This is a genomic window from Bradyrhizobium sp. AZCC 2176 (assembly GCF_036924645.1).
Taxonomy (GTDB): Bacteria; Pseudomonadota; Alphaproteobacteria; order Rhizobiales; family Xanthobacteraceae; genus Bradyrhizobium.
In genome coordinates, this window is sequence record NZ_JAZHRX010000001.1 from 5,347,739 (window position 1) to 5,363,323 (window position 15,585).

11 protein-coding genes are annotated in these 15,585 nt (G+C 62.2%); 2 read left to right on the plus strand and 9 right to left on the minus strand.

The features are described from left to right. Positions 1 to 96 precede the first annotated feature (96 nt). The gene (locus tag V1288_RS25110; protein ID WP_334359591.1) at positions 97 to 3,486 is read left to right on the plus strand and encodes an adenylate/guanylate cyclase domain-containing protein; all 3,390 of its coding nucleotides are present in this window, start codon (positions 97 to 99) and stop codon (positions 3,484 to 3,486) included. A gap of 115 nt (positions 3,487 to 3,601) precedes the next feature. Here the strand turns inward: V1288_RS25110 and V1288_RS25115 are convergent, their stop codons facing one another. The 3 genes from V1288_RS25115 to V1288_RS25125 form a co-directional block, all read right to left on the minus strand. Continuing rightward, on the minus strand, positions 3,602 to 4,804 hold the full coding sequence (locus tag V1288_RS25115) for an extracellular catalytic domain type 1 short-chain-length polyhydroxyalkanoate depolymerase (RefSeq protein ID WP_334359592.1): 1,203 nt from the start codon (positions 4,802 to 4,804) through the stop codon (positions 3,602 to 3,604). Between the two features lie 5 nt (positions 4,805 to 4,809). Continuing rightward, positions 4,810 to 5,229: a CopG family transcriptional regulator gene (locus tag V1288_RS25120; RefSeq protein ID WP_334359593.1), complete on the minus strand. Its 420-nt coding sequence runs from the start codon at positions 5,227 to 5,229 to the stop codon at positions 4,810 to 4,812. Between the two features lie 250 nt (positions 5,230 to 5,479). Then, a complete protein-coding gene (locus V1288_RS25125) occupies positions 5,480 to 6,850 on the minus strand; it encodes an ABC transporter substrate-binding protein (protein ID WP_334359594.1) in 1,371 nt (456 codons plus the stop codon). A 336-nt stretch (positions 6,851 to 7,186) separates the two neighbouring features. Here V1288_RS25125 and V1288_RS25130 point away from each other — a divergent pair, with 336 nt between their 5' ends. Beyond that, on the plus strand, positions 7,187 to 9,382 hold the full coding sequence (locus V1288_RS25130) for an ATP-binding protein (RefSeq protein WP_334359595.1): 2,196 nt from the start codon (positions 7,187 to 7,189) through the stop codon (positions 9,380 to 9,382). A 272-nt stretch (positions 9,383 to 9,654) separates the two neighbouring features. On the opposite strand, the gene V1288_RS25135 is transcribed toward V1288_RS25130, so the two are convergent. From V1288_RS25135 to V1288_RS25160, 6 genes are all read right to left on the minus strand, one after another. Further along, complete coding sequence (locus V1288_RS25135; RefSeq protein WP_334359596.1) at positions 9,655 to 9,882, minus strand: hypothetical protein; 228 nt, start codon at positions 9,880 to 9,882, stop codon at positions 9,655 to 9,657. 145 nt (positions 9,883 to 10,027) lie between these two features. Then, positions 10,028 to 10,645: a L,D-transpeptidase gene (locus tag V1288_RS25140; RefSeq protein ID WP_334359597.1), complete on the minus strand. Its 618-nt coding sequence runs from the start codon at positions 10,643 to 10,645 to the stop codon at positions 10,028 to 10,030. A gap of 140 nt (positions 10,646 to 10,785) precedes the next feature. Beyond that, positions 10,786 to 11,811 carry a hypothetical protein gene (locus V1288_RS25145; RefSeq protein WP_334359598.1) on the minus strand — a complete coding sequence of 342 codons (1,026 nt, stop codon included), beginning with the start codon at positions 11,809 to 11,811 and terminating at the stop codon, positions 10,786 to 10,788. A 4-nt stretch (positions 11,812 to 11,815) separates the two neighbouring features. Further along, the gene (locus tag V1288_RS25150; protein WP_334359599.1) at positions 11,816 to 13,036 is read right to left on the minus strand and encodes a vanadium-dependent haloperoxidase; all 1,221 of its coding nucleotides are present in this window, start codon (positions 13,034 to 13,036) and stop codon (positions 11,816 to 11,818) included. Between the two features lie 187 nt (positions 13,037 to 13,223). Beyond that, positions 13,224 to 13,448 (minus strand): hypothetical protein, encoded by a 225-nt coding sequence (locus V1288_RS25155; protein ID WP_334359600.1) that lies wholly within the window; start codon positions 13,446 to 13,448, stop codon positions 13,224 to 13,226. Positions 13,449 to 14,092: 644 nt separating this feature from the next. After that, positions 14,093 to 15,403, minus strand: coding sequence for an adenylate/guanylate cyclase domain-containing protein (locus V1288_RS25160; protein WP_334359601.1), 1,311 nt, complete (start codon positions 15,401 to 15,403; stop codon positions 14,093 to 14,095). Between the last annotated feature and the right edge of the window lie 182 nt (positions 15,404 to 15,585).

The window sequence follows — 15,585 nt, forward strand, 5'->3', positions numbered from 1 at the left end:
CTCGCAGTCAGCTCGTGGTGTTTCTCCGTGCTCTCCGGGCCATTTTGCAGTAGGCTCGAGTACCTGGTGCTCGCAGATGCGAGCCGGGAGGAGCCGATGGACGTCGCGGCCTGGCTGTGTGGTCTGGGGCTGGGACAGTACGAACAGGCGTTCCGGGAGAACGACATCGACGCCGACGTCCTCATGGACCTCACGGCCGAGGATCTGATCGGGCTCGGCGTCGCTTCGATCGGCCATCGCCGTAAGCTGCTCGCCGCCATTGCCAACCTGCGCGCCGGGTCGATTTCGGCGACCACCCCTGCCACTGTCTCCGGGAAGGCCTTGCTTGTACCCGAGGCCGAGCGCCGCCAGCTCACCGTAATGTTTGTCGACCTGGTCGACTCGACCGCGCTCGCGGCGCGGCTTGATCCGGAGGAGATGGCCGAAGTCCTGCGGACCTATCAGAGCGCAGTGGCGGGCGCGATCGCGCGGTTCGAAGGGCACGTGGCGAAGTACATGGGGGATGGTGTGCTGGCCTATTTCGGCTATCCGCGCGCCCACGAGAATGAGGCCGAACGCGCGGTGCGGGCCGGTCTTGCCGCGGTCGCAGCAGTGCACAGCCTGGTATCGGTGCATGGCAAGATGCTGGCGTCCCGTGTCGGCATCGCGACCGGCCCGGTGGTTGTCGGCGAGTTGATCGGCGAAGGTGCGGCCCGCGAGGAGACCGTGGTCGGCGACACGCCCAACCTCGCGGCACGCCTGCAAACCCTGGCCGAGCCGGACACGGTCGCGATCTCCGCCCGCACCCGGGAGCTCATTGGCGGGCTGTTCGAGCTCGCCGAGCTCGGCCCGCAAATCTTGAAGGGATTTCCTGTTCCGGTGCGGGCGTGGCGCGTGGTCGGGGAAGGCGCCGCCGAGAGCCGGTTCGAGGCGTTGCATGGGGCCGACCTGACGCCGCTGGTCGGTCGCGAGAATGAGATCGGCCTGCTGCTCGAGCACTGGGAGCGGGCCAAGGAGGGTGAGGGCCAGGTGGTGCTGCTCGGGGGCGAGCCTGGCATCGGCAAGTCGCGCCTCGTGCGGGCGCTGCGCGGGCGACTTGAAAATGAGCCGCATACGCCCCTGAGCCACTACTGCTCACCGCACCATCAGACCAGCCCGCTTTATCCGGTGATCGGGCATTTGGAGCGGGCGGCGGGCTTCGCCGCGGACGATCCCGCCGCAACGAGGCTCGACAAGCTCGAGGCGCTGCTTGCGCTCTCGACTGATCATGTCGCCGCGGTAGCCCCACTGCTCGCGGCATTGCTGTCGGTCGAGACGGCCGCGCGCTACCCACCGCTCGACATGAGCTCGCATCGGCAGAAGGAGCGAACGCTCGAGGAGCTGGTCAATCAGGTGCTGGGCCTCGCCACGCGCCGGCCGGTCCTCGCCCTGTATGAGGACGTGCACTGGGCCGATCCCACCTCGCTCGAGCTGCTCGATCTCATGGTCGACCGGGTGCAAGGTGCCCCCGTGCTCGTCCTCATCACCTTCCGGCCCGAGTTCGAGCCGCCCTGGATGCGCTATGCCCATGTCACCGCGCTGACCCTCAGCCGGTTAAGCCGCCGGCAGGGTGCGGCCATGGTCGCGCGGCTGAGCGGCGGCAAGGCGCTACCTCCTGCGGTGCTCGACCAGATCGTCGCCAAGACGGACGGCGTGCCGCTGTTCGTCGAGGAGCTGACGCGGACCGTGCTGGAGGCCAATCTGCTCCGGGATGAAGGGGACCATTATGCGCTCGCGGGGCCGCTGCCGCCGATGGCGATCCCGACCACGCTCCAGGAGTCGCTGCTGGCCCGGCTCGACCGGCTGGCCCCCGCCCGTGAGGTGGCCCAGGTCGCGGCCGCGATTGGCCGGGAATTCTCGCACGAACTGCTTGCGATCACGGCGGCGCTGCCGGAGAGCGAACTGCACATGGCGTTAGACGACCTCGTCGGCTCGGGCTTGGTGTTCCGGCGCGGGACGCCGCCTCAGGCGACCTACAGTTTCAAACACGCGCTGGTGCAGGACGCGGCCTATGCGACCCTGGTGCGCGCGAAGCGGCAGCGCTTGCAGGCCCGGATCGCCGCCGCGATCGAGCAGCATTTTCCGGAGACCGTGCAGGCGCAGCCCGAGCTCCTGGCCCACCATTTCACTGCGGCCGGGCTGGCCGAACCGGCGATCGACTATTGGCTGAGGGCAGGACAGCGAGCCATCGCCCGCTCGGCTATGACCGAAGCGCTTGCACAGTTGCGGAGCGGCTTGGACCTGCTGGCGGGCCTGCCGGAGGCGGATCGGAAGCGGCGAGAACTCGACCTGCAGGTGGCGTTGGGCGTGGCGCTGATGGCTACGCAAGGCTGGTCGGCGCCCGACGCCGGACGGGCCAACGCGCGTGCTCGCGAGCTCTGTGAGCAGATCGGAGCCACCGCCCAGCTGTGGCCCCTACTCTACGGTCAATGGGTGTTCCACGGCGTGCGCGCCGAGCACAAAGCGGCACGCGAAGTGGCAGACGAGTTTTTGCGTCGGGCGCAGGACCATCAGGAAACTTCCGCAACCGTGATGGCCCACCGCGTCAGTGGGACCGGTGCCTTTTGGCGCGGCGAGGTGACGGCTGCCCGTATCCATCTGGAGCGGACGCTCGCCCTCTATGACCCGGAGCAGCATCGCTCGCTCGCCTTCCTCTACGTGCAGGATCCGCGGGTGGCGGCGCTGTCGGCGCTATCATGGACGTTGTTTGCGCTAGGCTGTCCGGAGCAGGCACGCGCACACAGCCAAGAGGCGCTCGGTGCCGCCCGCGAACTCGCTCACCTCAATACACTCGCATACGCCCTCTTGTATGCGTGTTTCTTCGAGCAATATCGCGGAGCGTGGCGCGAGGCAAAGGACCGAGCGGAGGCATTAGTGGAACTTTCGACGGACCAGGGCTTCCCGCATTTCCTCGCGCCGGCGATAGTGATCCGGGGCTGGGCTCTGACTCAGTCAGGAGAGGTGCAGACAGGGCTCACGCAGATTCGGCAGGGCATTCCCGCCTGGCGTGCTACCGGGGCCGGGCTCTACGAGCCGTATTTCCTTGGCCTGCAGGCCGAGGCGCACGGCCGTTCCGGCGCAACGGAGGAAGGTTTGGATCTGGTCGCAAAGGCGCTGGAGCGCGCGGAAGAAACCGCCGAGGGGTGGTTCGAGGCCGAACTCCATCGGATCATGGGTGAGCTGATGCTGCGGTTGCCGAAGCCCGATCCTGCCGCCGCGGAAGCACGATTCCGGCAAGCGGCGTCAGTTGCGCGACAGCAGGGCGCCAGGCTGTGGGAGTTGCGCGCGGCGACACGCCTTGCACGATTGTGGAGAGAACAGGGGCGGCGCGACGAGGCTCACGACCTGCTCAGCCCGCTCTATAGCCAATTCACAGAGGGCTTTGGGACACTGGATCTACAGGATGCCAGCGCAATACTTCGAGAGACCACTGCCAGCCAACATCATCAGCGTGACCAAGCGTCATAAAATCGCGTCGTCGTCGCTTGGCGCCTCGGAAGGAAACGCGTCACAATGAGTCGTAAATTGGACGGCATGGTCCCGAAAAGTGCCAACACGAGATCGCCCGCCGACTGAGGCGGCCTTACTGCTCTGAGAGCGAATGCTCAAGGAAAAAACGAAGCATTTCCCTTGTTGCGTCCGGTCCTCGCGGATCAGTGTAGGAGCCCGCAGGGCTGCCTCCGGACCATGCGTGTCCGGCTCCGTGGATATTCCAGTGCTCCAACATTCCGCGCCCACTCGCGTCGCTCAGGATCGTTCGGGTATAGGCATGCCCTCCGGGTACTTGCCCGCGATGCACCTTCTTTTGTGTGCTCATCATTCCCAAAGACTGCTCAAGAATCTGACCGCCGTTGTTTGGATGAACGGTAGTGTCGCGATCGCCGTGAAAAACAATGGTCGGGACAGGCGGCCGGTCACCTAACATTATCTTGTGATCGGACCCTCCTTGTCGCATCGCGACAAGCGCAGAGGGAAGGTCGGTAGCAACCCCGCACGCGAGGCCGGAATGTATACCGATTGCCGCGTACAGATCGTTGTATGTTGCTCCCATGATGGCAGCAGCGGCCGCGCCGGCCGACAACCCACCCACGTAGACGCGCTTTCGATCGACCAAATAGTCATCCATGATTTGGCGAGTGATGCCTGCTATAAGCGAGGGTTCGCCGCTGCCTCGCTGCTGATCGGCTGTGCGAAACCAGTTCCAGCATTTCGCCTGGTTTGCCTGGCTGGGCTGGGCGGGATAGGCCACGAAGCAATTTTGTTCTTCCGCGAGAAAGTTCATCCTCGTGCCGGCGGCGAAATCATCCGGCGACTGGGTACAGCCGTGAAGCATGACGACCAAGGGAAGCGGTTGCTCCTGATAGCGGCTCGGAATAAAGAGCCTGTAGGCGCGGCTTCCCGCCGGACTGCTGTACGTGCTTTCGATGAACCGCGCGCCCTCCGGTACGATGTCCGGTGTGGACAGCGGGGCGCGCTTCATCACACCTCGCAGTCCGATCCCAGAGCGCCCCTCTTTGCGATCCAGTAACGCGCGGAGCAAGCGCGGTTGTGCGGAGGGGGCTGGCTCTAACTTCGAAGGACTATCCGTCTTCTCCTCAACAGGATTGGCCTTCGCGTCAATGATGAGCGGTTCGCGTCCTGCGAGAGCGATGCGACCGCCGGTACACGATGGCGTGTCTGCCGCACTCTCACTGCGAAGCATGCGCTGAAGGAGCGCGGTGGCTTCAACGAGTTGGCCCGCGCGCGTGAGGCGTGTCGCCTCCCGAATCATGTCCTGGTTCAGCATCGCCTTCACCGTGTCCTGTCGGCGAGGGCGGCCCTGACCGCCGGACTGGCATGCAATGCGCCCAGCACGGAGACTGAGGCAATGGTGGCGCGAGCAAGCTCTGGCGTGACGTCTTGGGAGATGCTGGCAAGGCCCAGAACGTTGATGTGCAGCATCTCACCGGCGCGCTGCACCGCTTCGAGATCCTCGCGGCTGTAGTTTCGCAGTCCGAGGTCGAGCCTTTTTCGGGCCATGGACTGCTTTACGACGTCGGCGTGACGTTCGAGCTGGTTCCGGATCGCCGTCCGGATGAAATCGGTGCGGTTCGAGTAAAACCCCTCCTGAACCATGAGATCGACGTGACCAAGGTCGACATAGCCAAGGTTGATCGTGATTTTTTCTGTTTCGGGCGGCTTGGGTCGAAGTTCCCGGACATTGCTCGCCATAGTTTTCATCATCCATATAACATCTAAATGGATGGTATATGGATGTTCCAAGCGTGCGTTCAAGGTGCGCGAGCCGTTGGGAGGTGGGTTTTATTTCTGGCACCGCGGGAGAGCGTTTTCCGGCGAAAGACTGATCTCCGCTGACCAGACATTCGTTGGGACGGCGGCTGCCTTGCTTCCATGGGAGGAGCACGTCATGGCAGCTGGTGCTGCAGCAGCCGCGACTCGTGCAGGGGTGGGAACGGCTCTGCTATCCGCGGATCACCGCATTGGCCTTCGCGGCGGCATCGGTCATCGCAGTCTTCGCCGGTTTCGCTCCAGAGACCACTTCATTCACGCCGATCATGAACGCGTCCAGGATCGGTCTCGAGTGCGGATGGAAAAGGATCGCCTTGGCGCGGTCGACATCGGCATTCTGCAGATTGGTCAGCGCCGCCTCCGCGGCTTGGGCGCCGAACGCCTTCTTGAAGTCCTCACTCGACCAGGCCGACACGCGTGTCGTCGCCAGCCCCGCGGCGGCGGTCCGCATCGAGGTCGGCTTGCTTGTCGCCCACAGCAGAAACAAAAAAGCCGCCCGCTTGTTTCGCGACCTGGAATTGATGCACGCCTGCCAGTGCGACATGAAGGGCACGGACATGCGTCCGGCGACGTGCGGAAATGCGGCAAACACGGCCTGCCTGGCAACGAGGCTTCTTGCCGGATTGGAGATGTCGGTAGCGAAATTGCTGCTGTCGATCGCCATCGCCGTTCTGCGCTGAAGAAAGTCGTCCAACACATGGTACCATTCGTACCCGCTCACACCGCCAGGGCCGGCTTGACTGAGCAACTGACCATACATGTCGATGGCTGCGATTGCTTCGGGACTCCCGAAAGCGGCCTTGTTGTCGCTGACCATGGCCCCGCCATAGGAGAACACGAAGCTCATGGCCGGCACGGATGAGTTGCCACTGGCCTGGGCCCGCATGGCTATCCCGGACATCTCGTCGGTCTTCACTGCGTTCGCGGTCACCAGCAGCTCTTCGAAAGTCCGGGGAACCGGCAGGTTCTTGGCTGCCAGCGCATCGTCGTTGATGAACAGGGTCACCGCCTCGGAAGTAATTGGCATGGCGTAGCGTTCACCGCCCCGCCACAACGGAAAGGCGCGGGCGGTCTTGAGAAGGTCGTTCTCATCATACCAGCCGAGATCGGTCAGCGACTTGTCGGAATAATAGGCGTTCAGCGGCTCGAGCCATCCTGCCGAGATGCCCTGGCCGTAGGCCGTGAACATGAAGACATCCGGTGTGCTGTCGCCACGGTTGAGCTGGATCGGCAGCGCGCCCAGGTAGGTGGTCTCCAGTCGGAAGTCGGGAACGACGTTGATACCGGTGAGCTTGGTGAAGTCGGGCAAGAGCGGAGTGATCGCGTTTGACCAGGGATGGATCGCACCCGCGAGCGTGATCGTTTGCCCCGCAAATTGTTTCCAGCCTATCGCAGCGTTGGCATAGAGCGCGGTGACGTCCTCTGCGAAACCCCACCGCGGCAGCATGAAGAGGCCCGGCAAGGCCGCCCCGGCCGCGCCCAATCCCTTGACGAAGCTGCGCCGGCTGGCCGATCTGGAACTGCCCGGCAACTCTTCAAGCAACTTTTCACTTGGAGCTGACTTTTTTGGAGCCGAATCTTTTGGAGCCAAGTCTATTGGAGCCAAGTCTATTGGAGCCATGTCTATTGGAGCCATGCCGTCGCTCCTGCGGTTGCTCCGGCCGAGGGATCGGACTTCACAGCACGCACGGGACCTTCCCGTGACGTTCTGGCCCCTTGCGAGGGGACCGACGGGCTTCTAAGCCGTTACTATCTGCGCGGTTGAGCGTGCCGGTTCCCGCTCAGCTACGCGGACCATGGCTGTATTTGCAATATACTAGCAATACTCTGCGTCGGCATCAGAAAACGGCCGCGCATGCAGCATCGAAGACCAAGGCCAATGTCAGTCCCTCTGAGCCAGTCCTTTCGGTGGTTTGCTCGTCCGCTGGCGCTGGTGGTCGCGGCGCTTCTGGCGGTGGTTGTCGCGACCGGGTTTCTCGGCTTTCGATATTGGCAGGAGCGACAAGCGGCAAATCTTGCGCAGGAGCGCAATCGCGAGGTGCTTGAGACGCTGGATCGGCTGAAAACGGTCATCGCCGACGTGGAGGCCCAAAGGCGGGGCTATCTGCTGACTCTCGACCCGCACTATCTCAAGGCCTATGGCGTCTCTGACGACAGCGTGCGCCGGGACGCGCAGGCGCTCCAGGCCCTGGTTGCGAGCGATCCGTTGCAGAGCCATCGTGCCGGACATCTGGCGGTGACCGTTGCAGCAAAGCTGCGCGAGATCGATGAAATCGTCAAAGCGGTCCGCACCTACTCCGGGCCGGCTGCGCTTGCGATGATCCGCAGCCTCGATGAGATAAGGTCGCAGATCGACCAGATGGTGGACCACGAGCGCTTCCTGCGCGTGGATCAGGAGAAGCGCGCCGAGGCACTCGAACGACGCAAGGCCTGGCTGATCGCGACCGCTGTCGTCATTGTCGCAGTCCTGGCTGGAGTGGCGCTGGCGCTGGCACGGCACGAAGCGATCCGGCGGCGTAAAGCGATGGCAGAGAACATCGCGCTCCACGTCGATCTCCTGGCGCGCGACAAGAAGATCCGGCGCCTGGTCGACGCCAACATCGTCGGCATCATCATCTGGGAGCTCGATGGTCGCATTCTCGAAGCCAATGATGCGTTTCTCAATATGTTGGGTTACGACCAGGAGGATCTTGCCTCGGGTCGGCTGAACCGGACGGACCTGACGCCGCCGGAATGGCGCGACCGCGATGTGCGCACGGTGGAAGAGCTGAAGCGGATGGGGACCGTCCAGCCATACGAGAAGGAGTACTTCCGGAAAGACGGCAGCCGTGTGCCCGTGCTGCTCGGCGGGGTGATGTTCGAACAAAGCCCAAATCAAGGTGTCAGTTTTGTCCTCGATCTGACCGAGCGCAAGCGGGCGGTAGAAGCGCTGCGGCGGAGCGAGGAGCGCTTTCGCACCCTCGTGCAGTTCTCCTTTGACGTGTACTGGGAGACCGATGCGCGACACCGCTTTACTCACCAGGAGTTTGCGGAGAGCCTTGCCGATGCGCCGGCATTGGACTCCGAGATCGGCAAGACACGTTGGGAAGTGCCTTACCTGGAGCCTGATGAAGAGGCCTGGCGAAAGCACCGGGAGACGCTCGATGCCCACCTGCCGTTCCGTGATTTCGAGCTCGCGCGGCCTGCGCCCGACGGCAGCAAGCGTTACATCTCCGTCTCCGGGCTGCCTAGGTTTGACGATACGGGGCGCTTCGTCGGCTACCGCGGTGTGGGACGGCACATCACCGAACGCAGGCTTGCCGAGGAAGCCTTGCGCGCCATGCAGGCAGAGCTCGCGCACGTCAATCGCGTCACCACGATGGGGCAATTGTCTGCCTCGATCGCCCATGAGGTCAACCAGCCGATCGCCGCGACGGTTACCAACGCTCAGGCCGCCCTGCGCTGGCTGCGCGCTCAACCGCCCGATCTCGACGAGGTTCGCGCCTCGCTCGGCCGTATCGTCGAGGACGGCAAGCGCGCCGGCAATGTCATCGGCGGCATCCGGGCGCTCATCCATAAGGTCCCGACGCGGAGGGATTGGTTCGACTTTAACGAAGCCATCCTCGAAATGCTCGTGTTGACCCGAAGCGAAGCGCTCAAGCATGGCATCTCGCTGCAAACTCGGCTCGCGCCTGGTTTGCCTATGGTGCAAGGCGATCGCACTCAACTGCAGCAGGTGATCCTGAACCTGATCCTCAATGCTATCGAAGCCATGGACGACCTCGACGACGGGACGCGCGAGCTATGGATCGGCACCGAGACGGAGGCCGCCGACGGGGTACGCGTCACGGTTCGCGATTCCGGCCCGGGCCTGGCCCCGGTGGATGTGGAGCGCGTTTTCCAGGCCTTCTACACGACGAAGCCCAAGGGCATGGGCATGGGCCTCGCTATCTGCCGGTCGATGGTCGAGGCGCACGGGGGAAAGATGTGGGCGTGCGCGAATGAATCCGGGGGCGCGGTCTTTCAATTCACCCTGCCGCTGGAACGAGACGAGAGCATTCCAGCCCAGCACGTCCGGCCCAATCCAGCCTCGTGATTGCGGCTTGGCGGAGCGTCACGCTGCGTAACTCGCTAGAGGGCTTGTAAGCATAAACGCAATATCCGCTTTCTGCTGTCAGACGCGGGAGCGGACCTTCGGGACCATCAAACGCTTTTAATGTGGTTCTGGAGGCCATCGGATTGTGCCGGGCGAGTTCATGACGACAGTAGGGATGGAGCCGAAGCGGGAAACCTGCTCCGGAGAGCCCTCGGAGAGCCGGCCGCACGGTAGGACTCGCTGATGGCGCGACCTCGTAAGCCGGGATGCACTCACTTTTTCATGTTGTCCTGTTTTACGGGGGCCGGCGCGCCGTCTTTGTCCCTCTTGATATTGCCCTTGGTACTGCTCATGCCGGTGGTGTCCATCGAACCATCTGGCTTGGCACCATCAGTCGTTCCAGGTCTATCCATTCCGGTCTGCGGAGCGGGGCCGGTGTTCTGTGCGAAGGCTGCCCCGCACATGAGGGCGAACGCGGTGACCGCGATAAGCTTCTTCATGGATTCCTCCGTGCAACCTACAATAAACTCGTCACGTAGAGCGGCGTTCCACAGGCGGACGCCTGGCCGGGGAGGGTTATGACGCGGATTCCGCCCTGTAGGCGGCTACGAGTCCTTGGGCGTTCGGGATCCATGAGTGCGCGCCCTAGGCACTGCGGCCCGGCGGGAGGACGACGACGATCGCGCCCGGCTTCACACGGTTCACGAGATCGATGATGTCTTCGTTGGTCAGGCGGATGCAGCCGGACGAGATGGCCTGACCGATATATTCCGGCTGGTTGGTGCCGTGTATGCGGTACAGGGTGTCCTTGTTGCCTTCGTAAAGATAGATCGCCCGCGCGCCGAGTGGATTGGCCGGGCCTCCGGCAATGCGCTTCGGGTAGGGGCCGAGCCGGGCCTGGATCTCCGCCGTCGGGATCCAATCCGGCCATTCGGCGGTGCGGCCGACCGTAGCGACGCCGGACCAGGCCAGCGCTTCCTCTCCCACCGTCACGCCGTAGCGGATCGCCTTGCCTCCCGGCAGGACGTAATAGAGATAACGCGCGTTGGTATCGACCAGGATCGTGCCCGGCTGCTCCTTGCGCGTGTAGTCGACAATGTGTCGGCGATAAGTCTCTGGAATGCTCGCCTGCGCATAGGGCGGGTGAGCGAGCAACTGCCGGTCCCTTGGGGTCAAACTGGCATTCGATGACGGCGCAAGCGTCGCTTGCATGCAGCCGCCGAGCAGTCCCACCAGTAACAACGCGAGCCCACGCCCCATCATCGCGTGTCCTCCAAAACTTACATGTCGCAATTTGTTGCTCAAAAAGTGCAGAAATCAAGGCGTCGTGCGATTATTGCGTGTCTCGCGACAAGAAAACATTAGGGGCAGGTGCCTCAACGACCGGATCAGCCGAGTGCCATTCAATCCTGGTGCGCCGCTTCCCAATCCTTTGCAGCCTTCACCGACTCTTCGAAAGCTGCGCCGCTTTCGAGCAGCGCACGTTTGAGCGCGGGCTCGAGCGGCTGTTCGGCGCCGGTATCGTCGAGCGGCATCCTGTCTTCACGCACCGCTTTCACGATCCGGGCAATCTCGCCTGCCGCGTGGGCAGGTGTGTGCATCAGCAGCAGCCGGCGCATCGGCACCGGGTTGTTCGGCACGTGACAGTTATCGCATTGCGCGTCGCGCATCCGCAGCGCCAGCGTTCGATAGGTGGAGTCGAGCTTTGGCAGATAAGGATTGTCTTGCCGGAACAAGCCGTCGAAGAGCGTTACGCGCGGCTGGATGCGTCCGTCCTTGTCCATCCACATCCATTTGCCGTCGAACCTGGGCCATATCGGTTGCGTTGAGGCAACAGGGCTGTCGCTGCCCCGCTCGGTAAATTGCCCAACGACGATCTTCGCGGTCTTTGGATTGACCCAGAGCAGAACCGAATTTGTGGCCTGATAAACAGCCCACTTCGCCTCTTCGTGCCAGAACGGATACGGAAACTGCCCGGGCGGCAGCAGGTTGCGGAACCCTGCCTGCAGACGGATCAGGTACAATCGCTCGCGCTCGACGTACTCGATACTGTACTCGCCGCTGTACATGAACAGCGAGAGGTAGAGGCCGGCAATCACATCGGGCGCAAACTGGGTGAGATTGGTGTTCTGGAGCGCTGCCCCGGCGTCCTGATTCCGGCGGCCCCACAGGAGCCTCGGCGCGAGGCTGCGCCGCAGCACGGAGTCGCCGAACAGGCTGCGCCGGCATCGGTCGAAGGCTGCCTGGTCCGAGGGTGAAGCAGGCGGACAGACTTGCTGCAACTCCAATGCGACCTCGGAGGCCATCCGCCCGATCTGGTCAGTAAGGTCGGGCAGATCGTCGTCGATGTCAGCGGCATCAGCGGCGAGGAAGGCGGCAAGCAGCAGCGCGCCGCCGGTTACCAAGCGCCTTGAGACGGCGCCGAACATGGGCCTACCGCGCCGGCTTCATGTAATTTGCCAACAGATGGTCGGCGACCTTGCGACCCATCGCATCTCCGACCTCCAGCGAATTGCGGAAATGAATGCCGCCCCAGACGCGCACCTCTTTTTGCTCCTGGGCCATCTGCGCAAAGCTGGTGAATTTGCGTGAAAGGCGCGCGTCGGAAGTATCGGTCGCGACCAAGTCTTCCGTCCCGTTGCCGAAAACAGCTTCCAGAATGCTTCGCGCCGCACCCACGTTGATCCCCGCCTGCGACGGGTATTCCGGATGCATCGGAGTGGTGTTCAGAGGCTGCCAGCCTGCGTCGCGTTCAGTCGCATCGTTGCCGTCCTGGTCGCCGTTGCGGATCGCGGTGATCGGCCGCCAAAAATTGTATTGGAATTTGGCGTCCCAATCGAGGATGAAGCAATTGGCGAAAGCCATCGACATCAGTGCGAACACGCGCGCGCTTTCCGCCACGGCGAGGTTGTGACGAGCGGAAGCCTGCCTGGCCGCGTGGAACCATGCCGGCCCAAGGTTGGCTTGTGTCCAGAAGCGCACCGCGTCGGACTGGGCGTCGGTCCGCTTCGTACTTTTCACTCCGCCCATTTCCTTGGTTTCGTTGTAATCGCGCGCGTAAAGCGTGCTGTTGAGGGCCGGGGGCGGAGCCGGACGGAACTGACTGGCGCTGTCCATACCCCACGGTTTGGCCGTCGCATATTGAGGGAAGAGCGGCGACGTGGTCGGCACCCACACGCCAGCCGTGGTGAGCGGGCGATATGTGTCGGGCATGTTTGTCGCGTCGCTCTGACGTTCGGCGAAAATCGCGCCCGCAACTTTTTCGCCTAACTCAATTCCCGCAGCCCGTGAGGGGTTGTCCGGAATGGTTTGCATCGTCTCTGCGAAGGCTACGTCAATCCGCGCCTTCTGGCCGGGATACTGGCGCATGAGAATTTCCCGGGCAGCCGCCGCTGCGGCGGCCTCGGCCGAGGCGTCCGGGTTAATTGGAGCCTCCGTCATGTAGCGCGAATATCGGTTCTGCACCGAGTTGATCGCGTCGGACATAGACACGTTGACCATGGCCATGCTGCGCGTCCACGGATTACCGCCCACGTTGACCGCCTTCATCACGTCCATTGCGGTGTTGTTCCAGTCGGTGATGACGTCTGCGCGGACCAGTGTATTGGCTGAAATTAGGGTCAGGCCGACGATTGCAGCTTTCAATACGTTCATCGTTGCCTCCATCGAAAAATTGGATTTTCGAACTGCCAATGTGGTGTGAATGTACCTCCTTAATCATCTTGTCGTGCGCGCAGCCGCATCCGCGCCTCGTCACGCGAAAGTGTCGCCCAACTGCCAAGGGTCCATTACAATTTTCGCCAAGTAGTCCGACTGCGGCGGTACTTGGCGAAGGTCCAGCCTATCGCTCAGGCGTGTCCGTTGTCGAAGAAGACATTGCGGACCAGCGGTCGTCAAAACTCGCAGTCGGGAGCTCGTTCGCGTCGACCGTGAGGCCCTTCGACACAGTCGTGCCGGTGGAGACGACAATACCGTCGGGGGAGTGCGACCTCATGGTGACGGCGGTTGCGGCAACTGCGAGCAGAGCGACAGCCACGAACCCGGTAATCGTTCGATGCTTCGTCATCAGGACCTCCTACTGTGGTCCCCGAAAAAAAGCCCCTTAGCGTAGGTCACGGGAACTTCGCGAAGGTTCAACAGCAAAACGAGAAGTATGGATTGCGCAAATCCAAACTACTGCAAGGGAATAAGTTCAGTTGGTAGCGGTCTCTTGCCCTGGGGGCAGCCCGTTCGGCCCCTGAGGGACTGAATCGGAGCTGGAGGCTCGTTGGAATGGTTCGGATCAGATGCCGATGCCTCGGTTGCGCTCATAAATTCGGCCACGTTCGATGACCATTCCACGTAACTAACAACGGCGAACGCAAGTACGAGCAAGGTGAGAAGCACGACCGCCACCGTGGTGCCTATTCCCTGCCAATGGATTTGGCTATTGAATAATGGCATCGCTCGTCTCCCGAAACGGGGCTTGCGACGGCCTTAAATCAACTCGCGATTTTCAAATGTGAACTGCCTCACGTCTCACGGTCACTTGAGACAGAACGACGACGTCTTTCTGCTTGGGGCCGTCGCACAATGAGCAATCATTCGGGCGGACAAGCTTAATGACAATGCGGATCGCTTGTGCGCAGCCGGCTGACCGGACAGAGCAGCGTGGAAGACGTTTTCCAAAGCAACCGACAAGCTCGCTTGCAGAACATCCGCTTTGCGCCACTACCGTTCGGCCGCGAACAATCTGACGCTCTCTGTGAGGCCCTTCAGGGAATGACTACCTTCGTCATGAAACCTGATGTTCGATCCTGCGACAAGATCACGGACTGTATTCGACACCAGAACCTGCCCGGGCTTTGCCATCGTTGCGACACGCGCTGCAATGTGGACCGCAATGCCGCTCAGATCATCATCGGTCATTTCGACCTCGCCGGTATGAAGGCCGGCCCTTACCTGCAGCCCAAGAGCTTCAACGCCTTCATTGATCGCCAGAGCGCACCGGATTGATCGAGCCGGCCCGTCAAAGGTTGCCAGGAAGCCGTCTCCCATTGTCCTCACCTCGTGGCCTCTATGTCGCGAAATCTCCCGCCGCACGAGCGCGTTGTGCCGATCAAGCACGTCGTGCCATGCGCGATCTCCGATCGTCTCGGCACGCTTGGTTGAGTTCACAATGTCGGTGAACAGAACGGTAGCAAGCACGCGATCAGATTCGCTTGCGGACCGCGAGCCTGTCAGGAATTCTTCAACCTCATCCAGCACCCGTTCTGTTTCGCCAGTCCACAACATGTGATCACTGCCGGGCAGTTCGAGATATTTCGCGTTTGGGATTTGCCGGGCCATGAACCGGCCGGCTTCAACGTTGACGCGAACGTCCCCTTGTCGATGAATAATGAACGTCGGCACCCGTATCGACGGAAGGATTGGACGAACATCGATTTCGCTGTTCATTCGCATAAGCGCGACGACTGCGGAAGGGCTTGCACCTAGACGTTCAAAACGGGCCCATGACAGCTTGAACGTCTCATCTGATGCCACGCTGGGAGCGAACAAACGGAGGCTCTCGCCGGTCCCCCAATTTTTTTCCATGCGATCCAGGGCGGCATCCAGCCTGTCCCGGGGCACAACCCACGAGCTGAAGTGGCCATAGGTACCGTACAGGACCAACGCTCGGGTACGTTCTGGGTAGGTGGCCGCGAACAAGATTGACATCGCGCCGCCTTCGGAGATGCCGAACAGGGCAGCCTGTTGCGAGCCAACGGCATCCATCACCGCGCGAACATCGTCCATGCGATCTTCCAGGGTTGGCACACCAACCGTTCTGTCGGAAAGCCCGGTGCCGCGCTTGTCGAACATGATCAGGCGGGCGAAGGACGCCAATCGGGTCCAAACCCGCGCACGATAGGGCTCCTCCCAAGCGGCGTCGAGGTTGGAAATGAAACCAGGCACGAAGACGAGGTCGAAGGGCCCTTCGCCGACGACCTGATAGGCGATGCGAACATCACCGCTCTTTGCGTATTGGGTTTTCGGAACCATTGCACATCACTTCACGTAAAGTGCGTGGCGTGATCGGTGTCCTGGTGAGCAGCTTCGATGTGATCTTACCAGTTTGCTGCAGTACGCGGAAGCCAAAACCGCGTAAGCCTGGCCTCAGCATGCGGTAATCGGCTGCTTGCTCAACCAGCTGCTACACAAGCCAAAACAGGCGACGTTTGCAA

Excerpts from the sequence above, each read along its gene's own strand:
- V1288_RS25110 (WP_334359591.1), top strand. The coding sequence starts at position 97 with ATGGACGTCGCGGCCTGGCTGTGTGGTCTGGGGCTGGGACAGTACGAA.
- V1288_RS25115 (WP_334359592.1), bottom strand. The coding sequence starts at position 4,804 with ATGCTGAACCAGGACATGATTCGGGAGGCGACACGCCTCACGCGCGCG.
- V1288_RS25120 (WP_334359593.1), bottom strand. The coding sequence starts at position 5,229 with ATGGCGAGCAATGTCCGGGAACTTCGACCCAAGCCGCCCGAAACAGAA.
- V1288_RS25130 (WP_334359595.1), top strand. The coding sequence starts at position 7,187 with ATGTCAGTCCCTCTGAGCCAGTCCTTTCGGTGGTTTGCTCGTCCGCTG.
- V1288_RS25135 (WP_334359596.1), bottom strand. The coding sequence starts at position 9,882 with ATGAAGAAGCTTATCGCGGTCACCGCGTTCGCCCTCATGTGCGGGGCA.
- V1288_RS25140 (WP_334359597.1), bottom strand. The coding sequence starts at position 10,645 with ATGATGGGGCGTGGGCTCGCGTTGTTACTGGTGGGACTGCTCGGCGGC.
- V1288_RS25145 (WP_334359598.1), bottom strand. The coding sequence starts at position 11,811 with ATGTTCGGCGCCGTCTCAAGGCGCTTGGTAACCGGCGGCGCGCTGCTG.
- V1288_RS25150 (WP_334359599.1), bottom strand. The coding sequence starts at position 13,036 with ATGAACGTATTGAAAGCTGCAATCGTCGGCCTGACCCTAATTTCAGCC.
- V1288_RS25155 (WP_334359600.1), bottom strand. The coding sequence starts at position 13,448 with ATGACGAAGCATCGAACGATTACCGGGTTCGTGGCTGTCGCTCTGCTC.
- V1288_RS25160 (WP_334359601.1), bottom strand. The coding sequence starts at position 15,403 with ATGGTTCCGAAAACCCAATACGCAAAGAGCGGTGATGTTCGCATCGCC.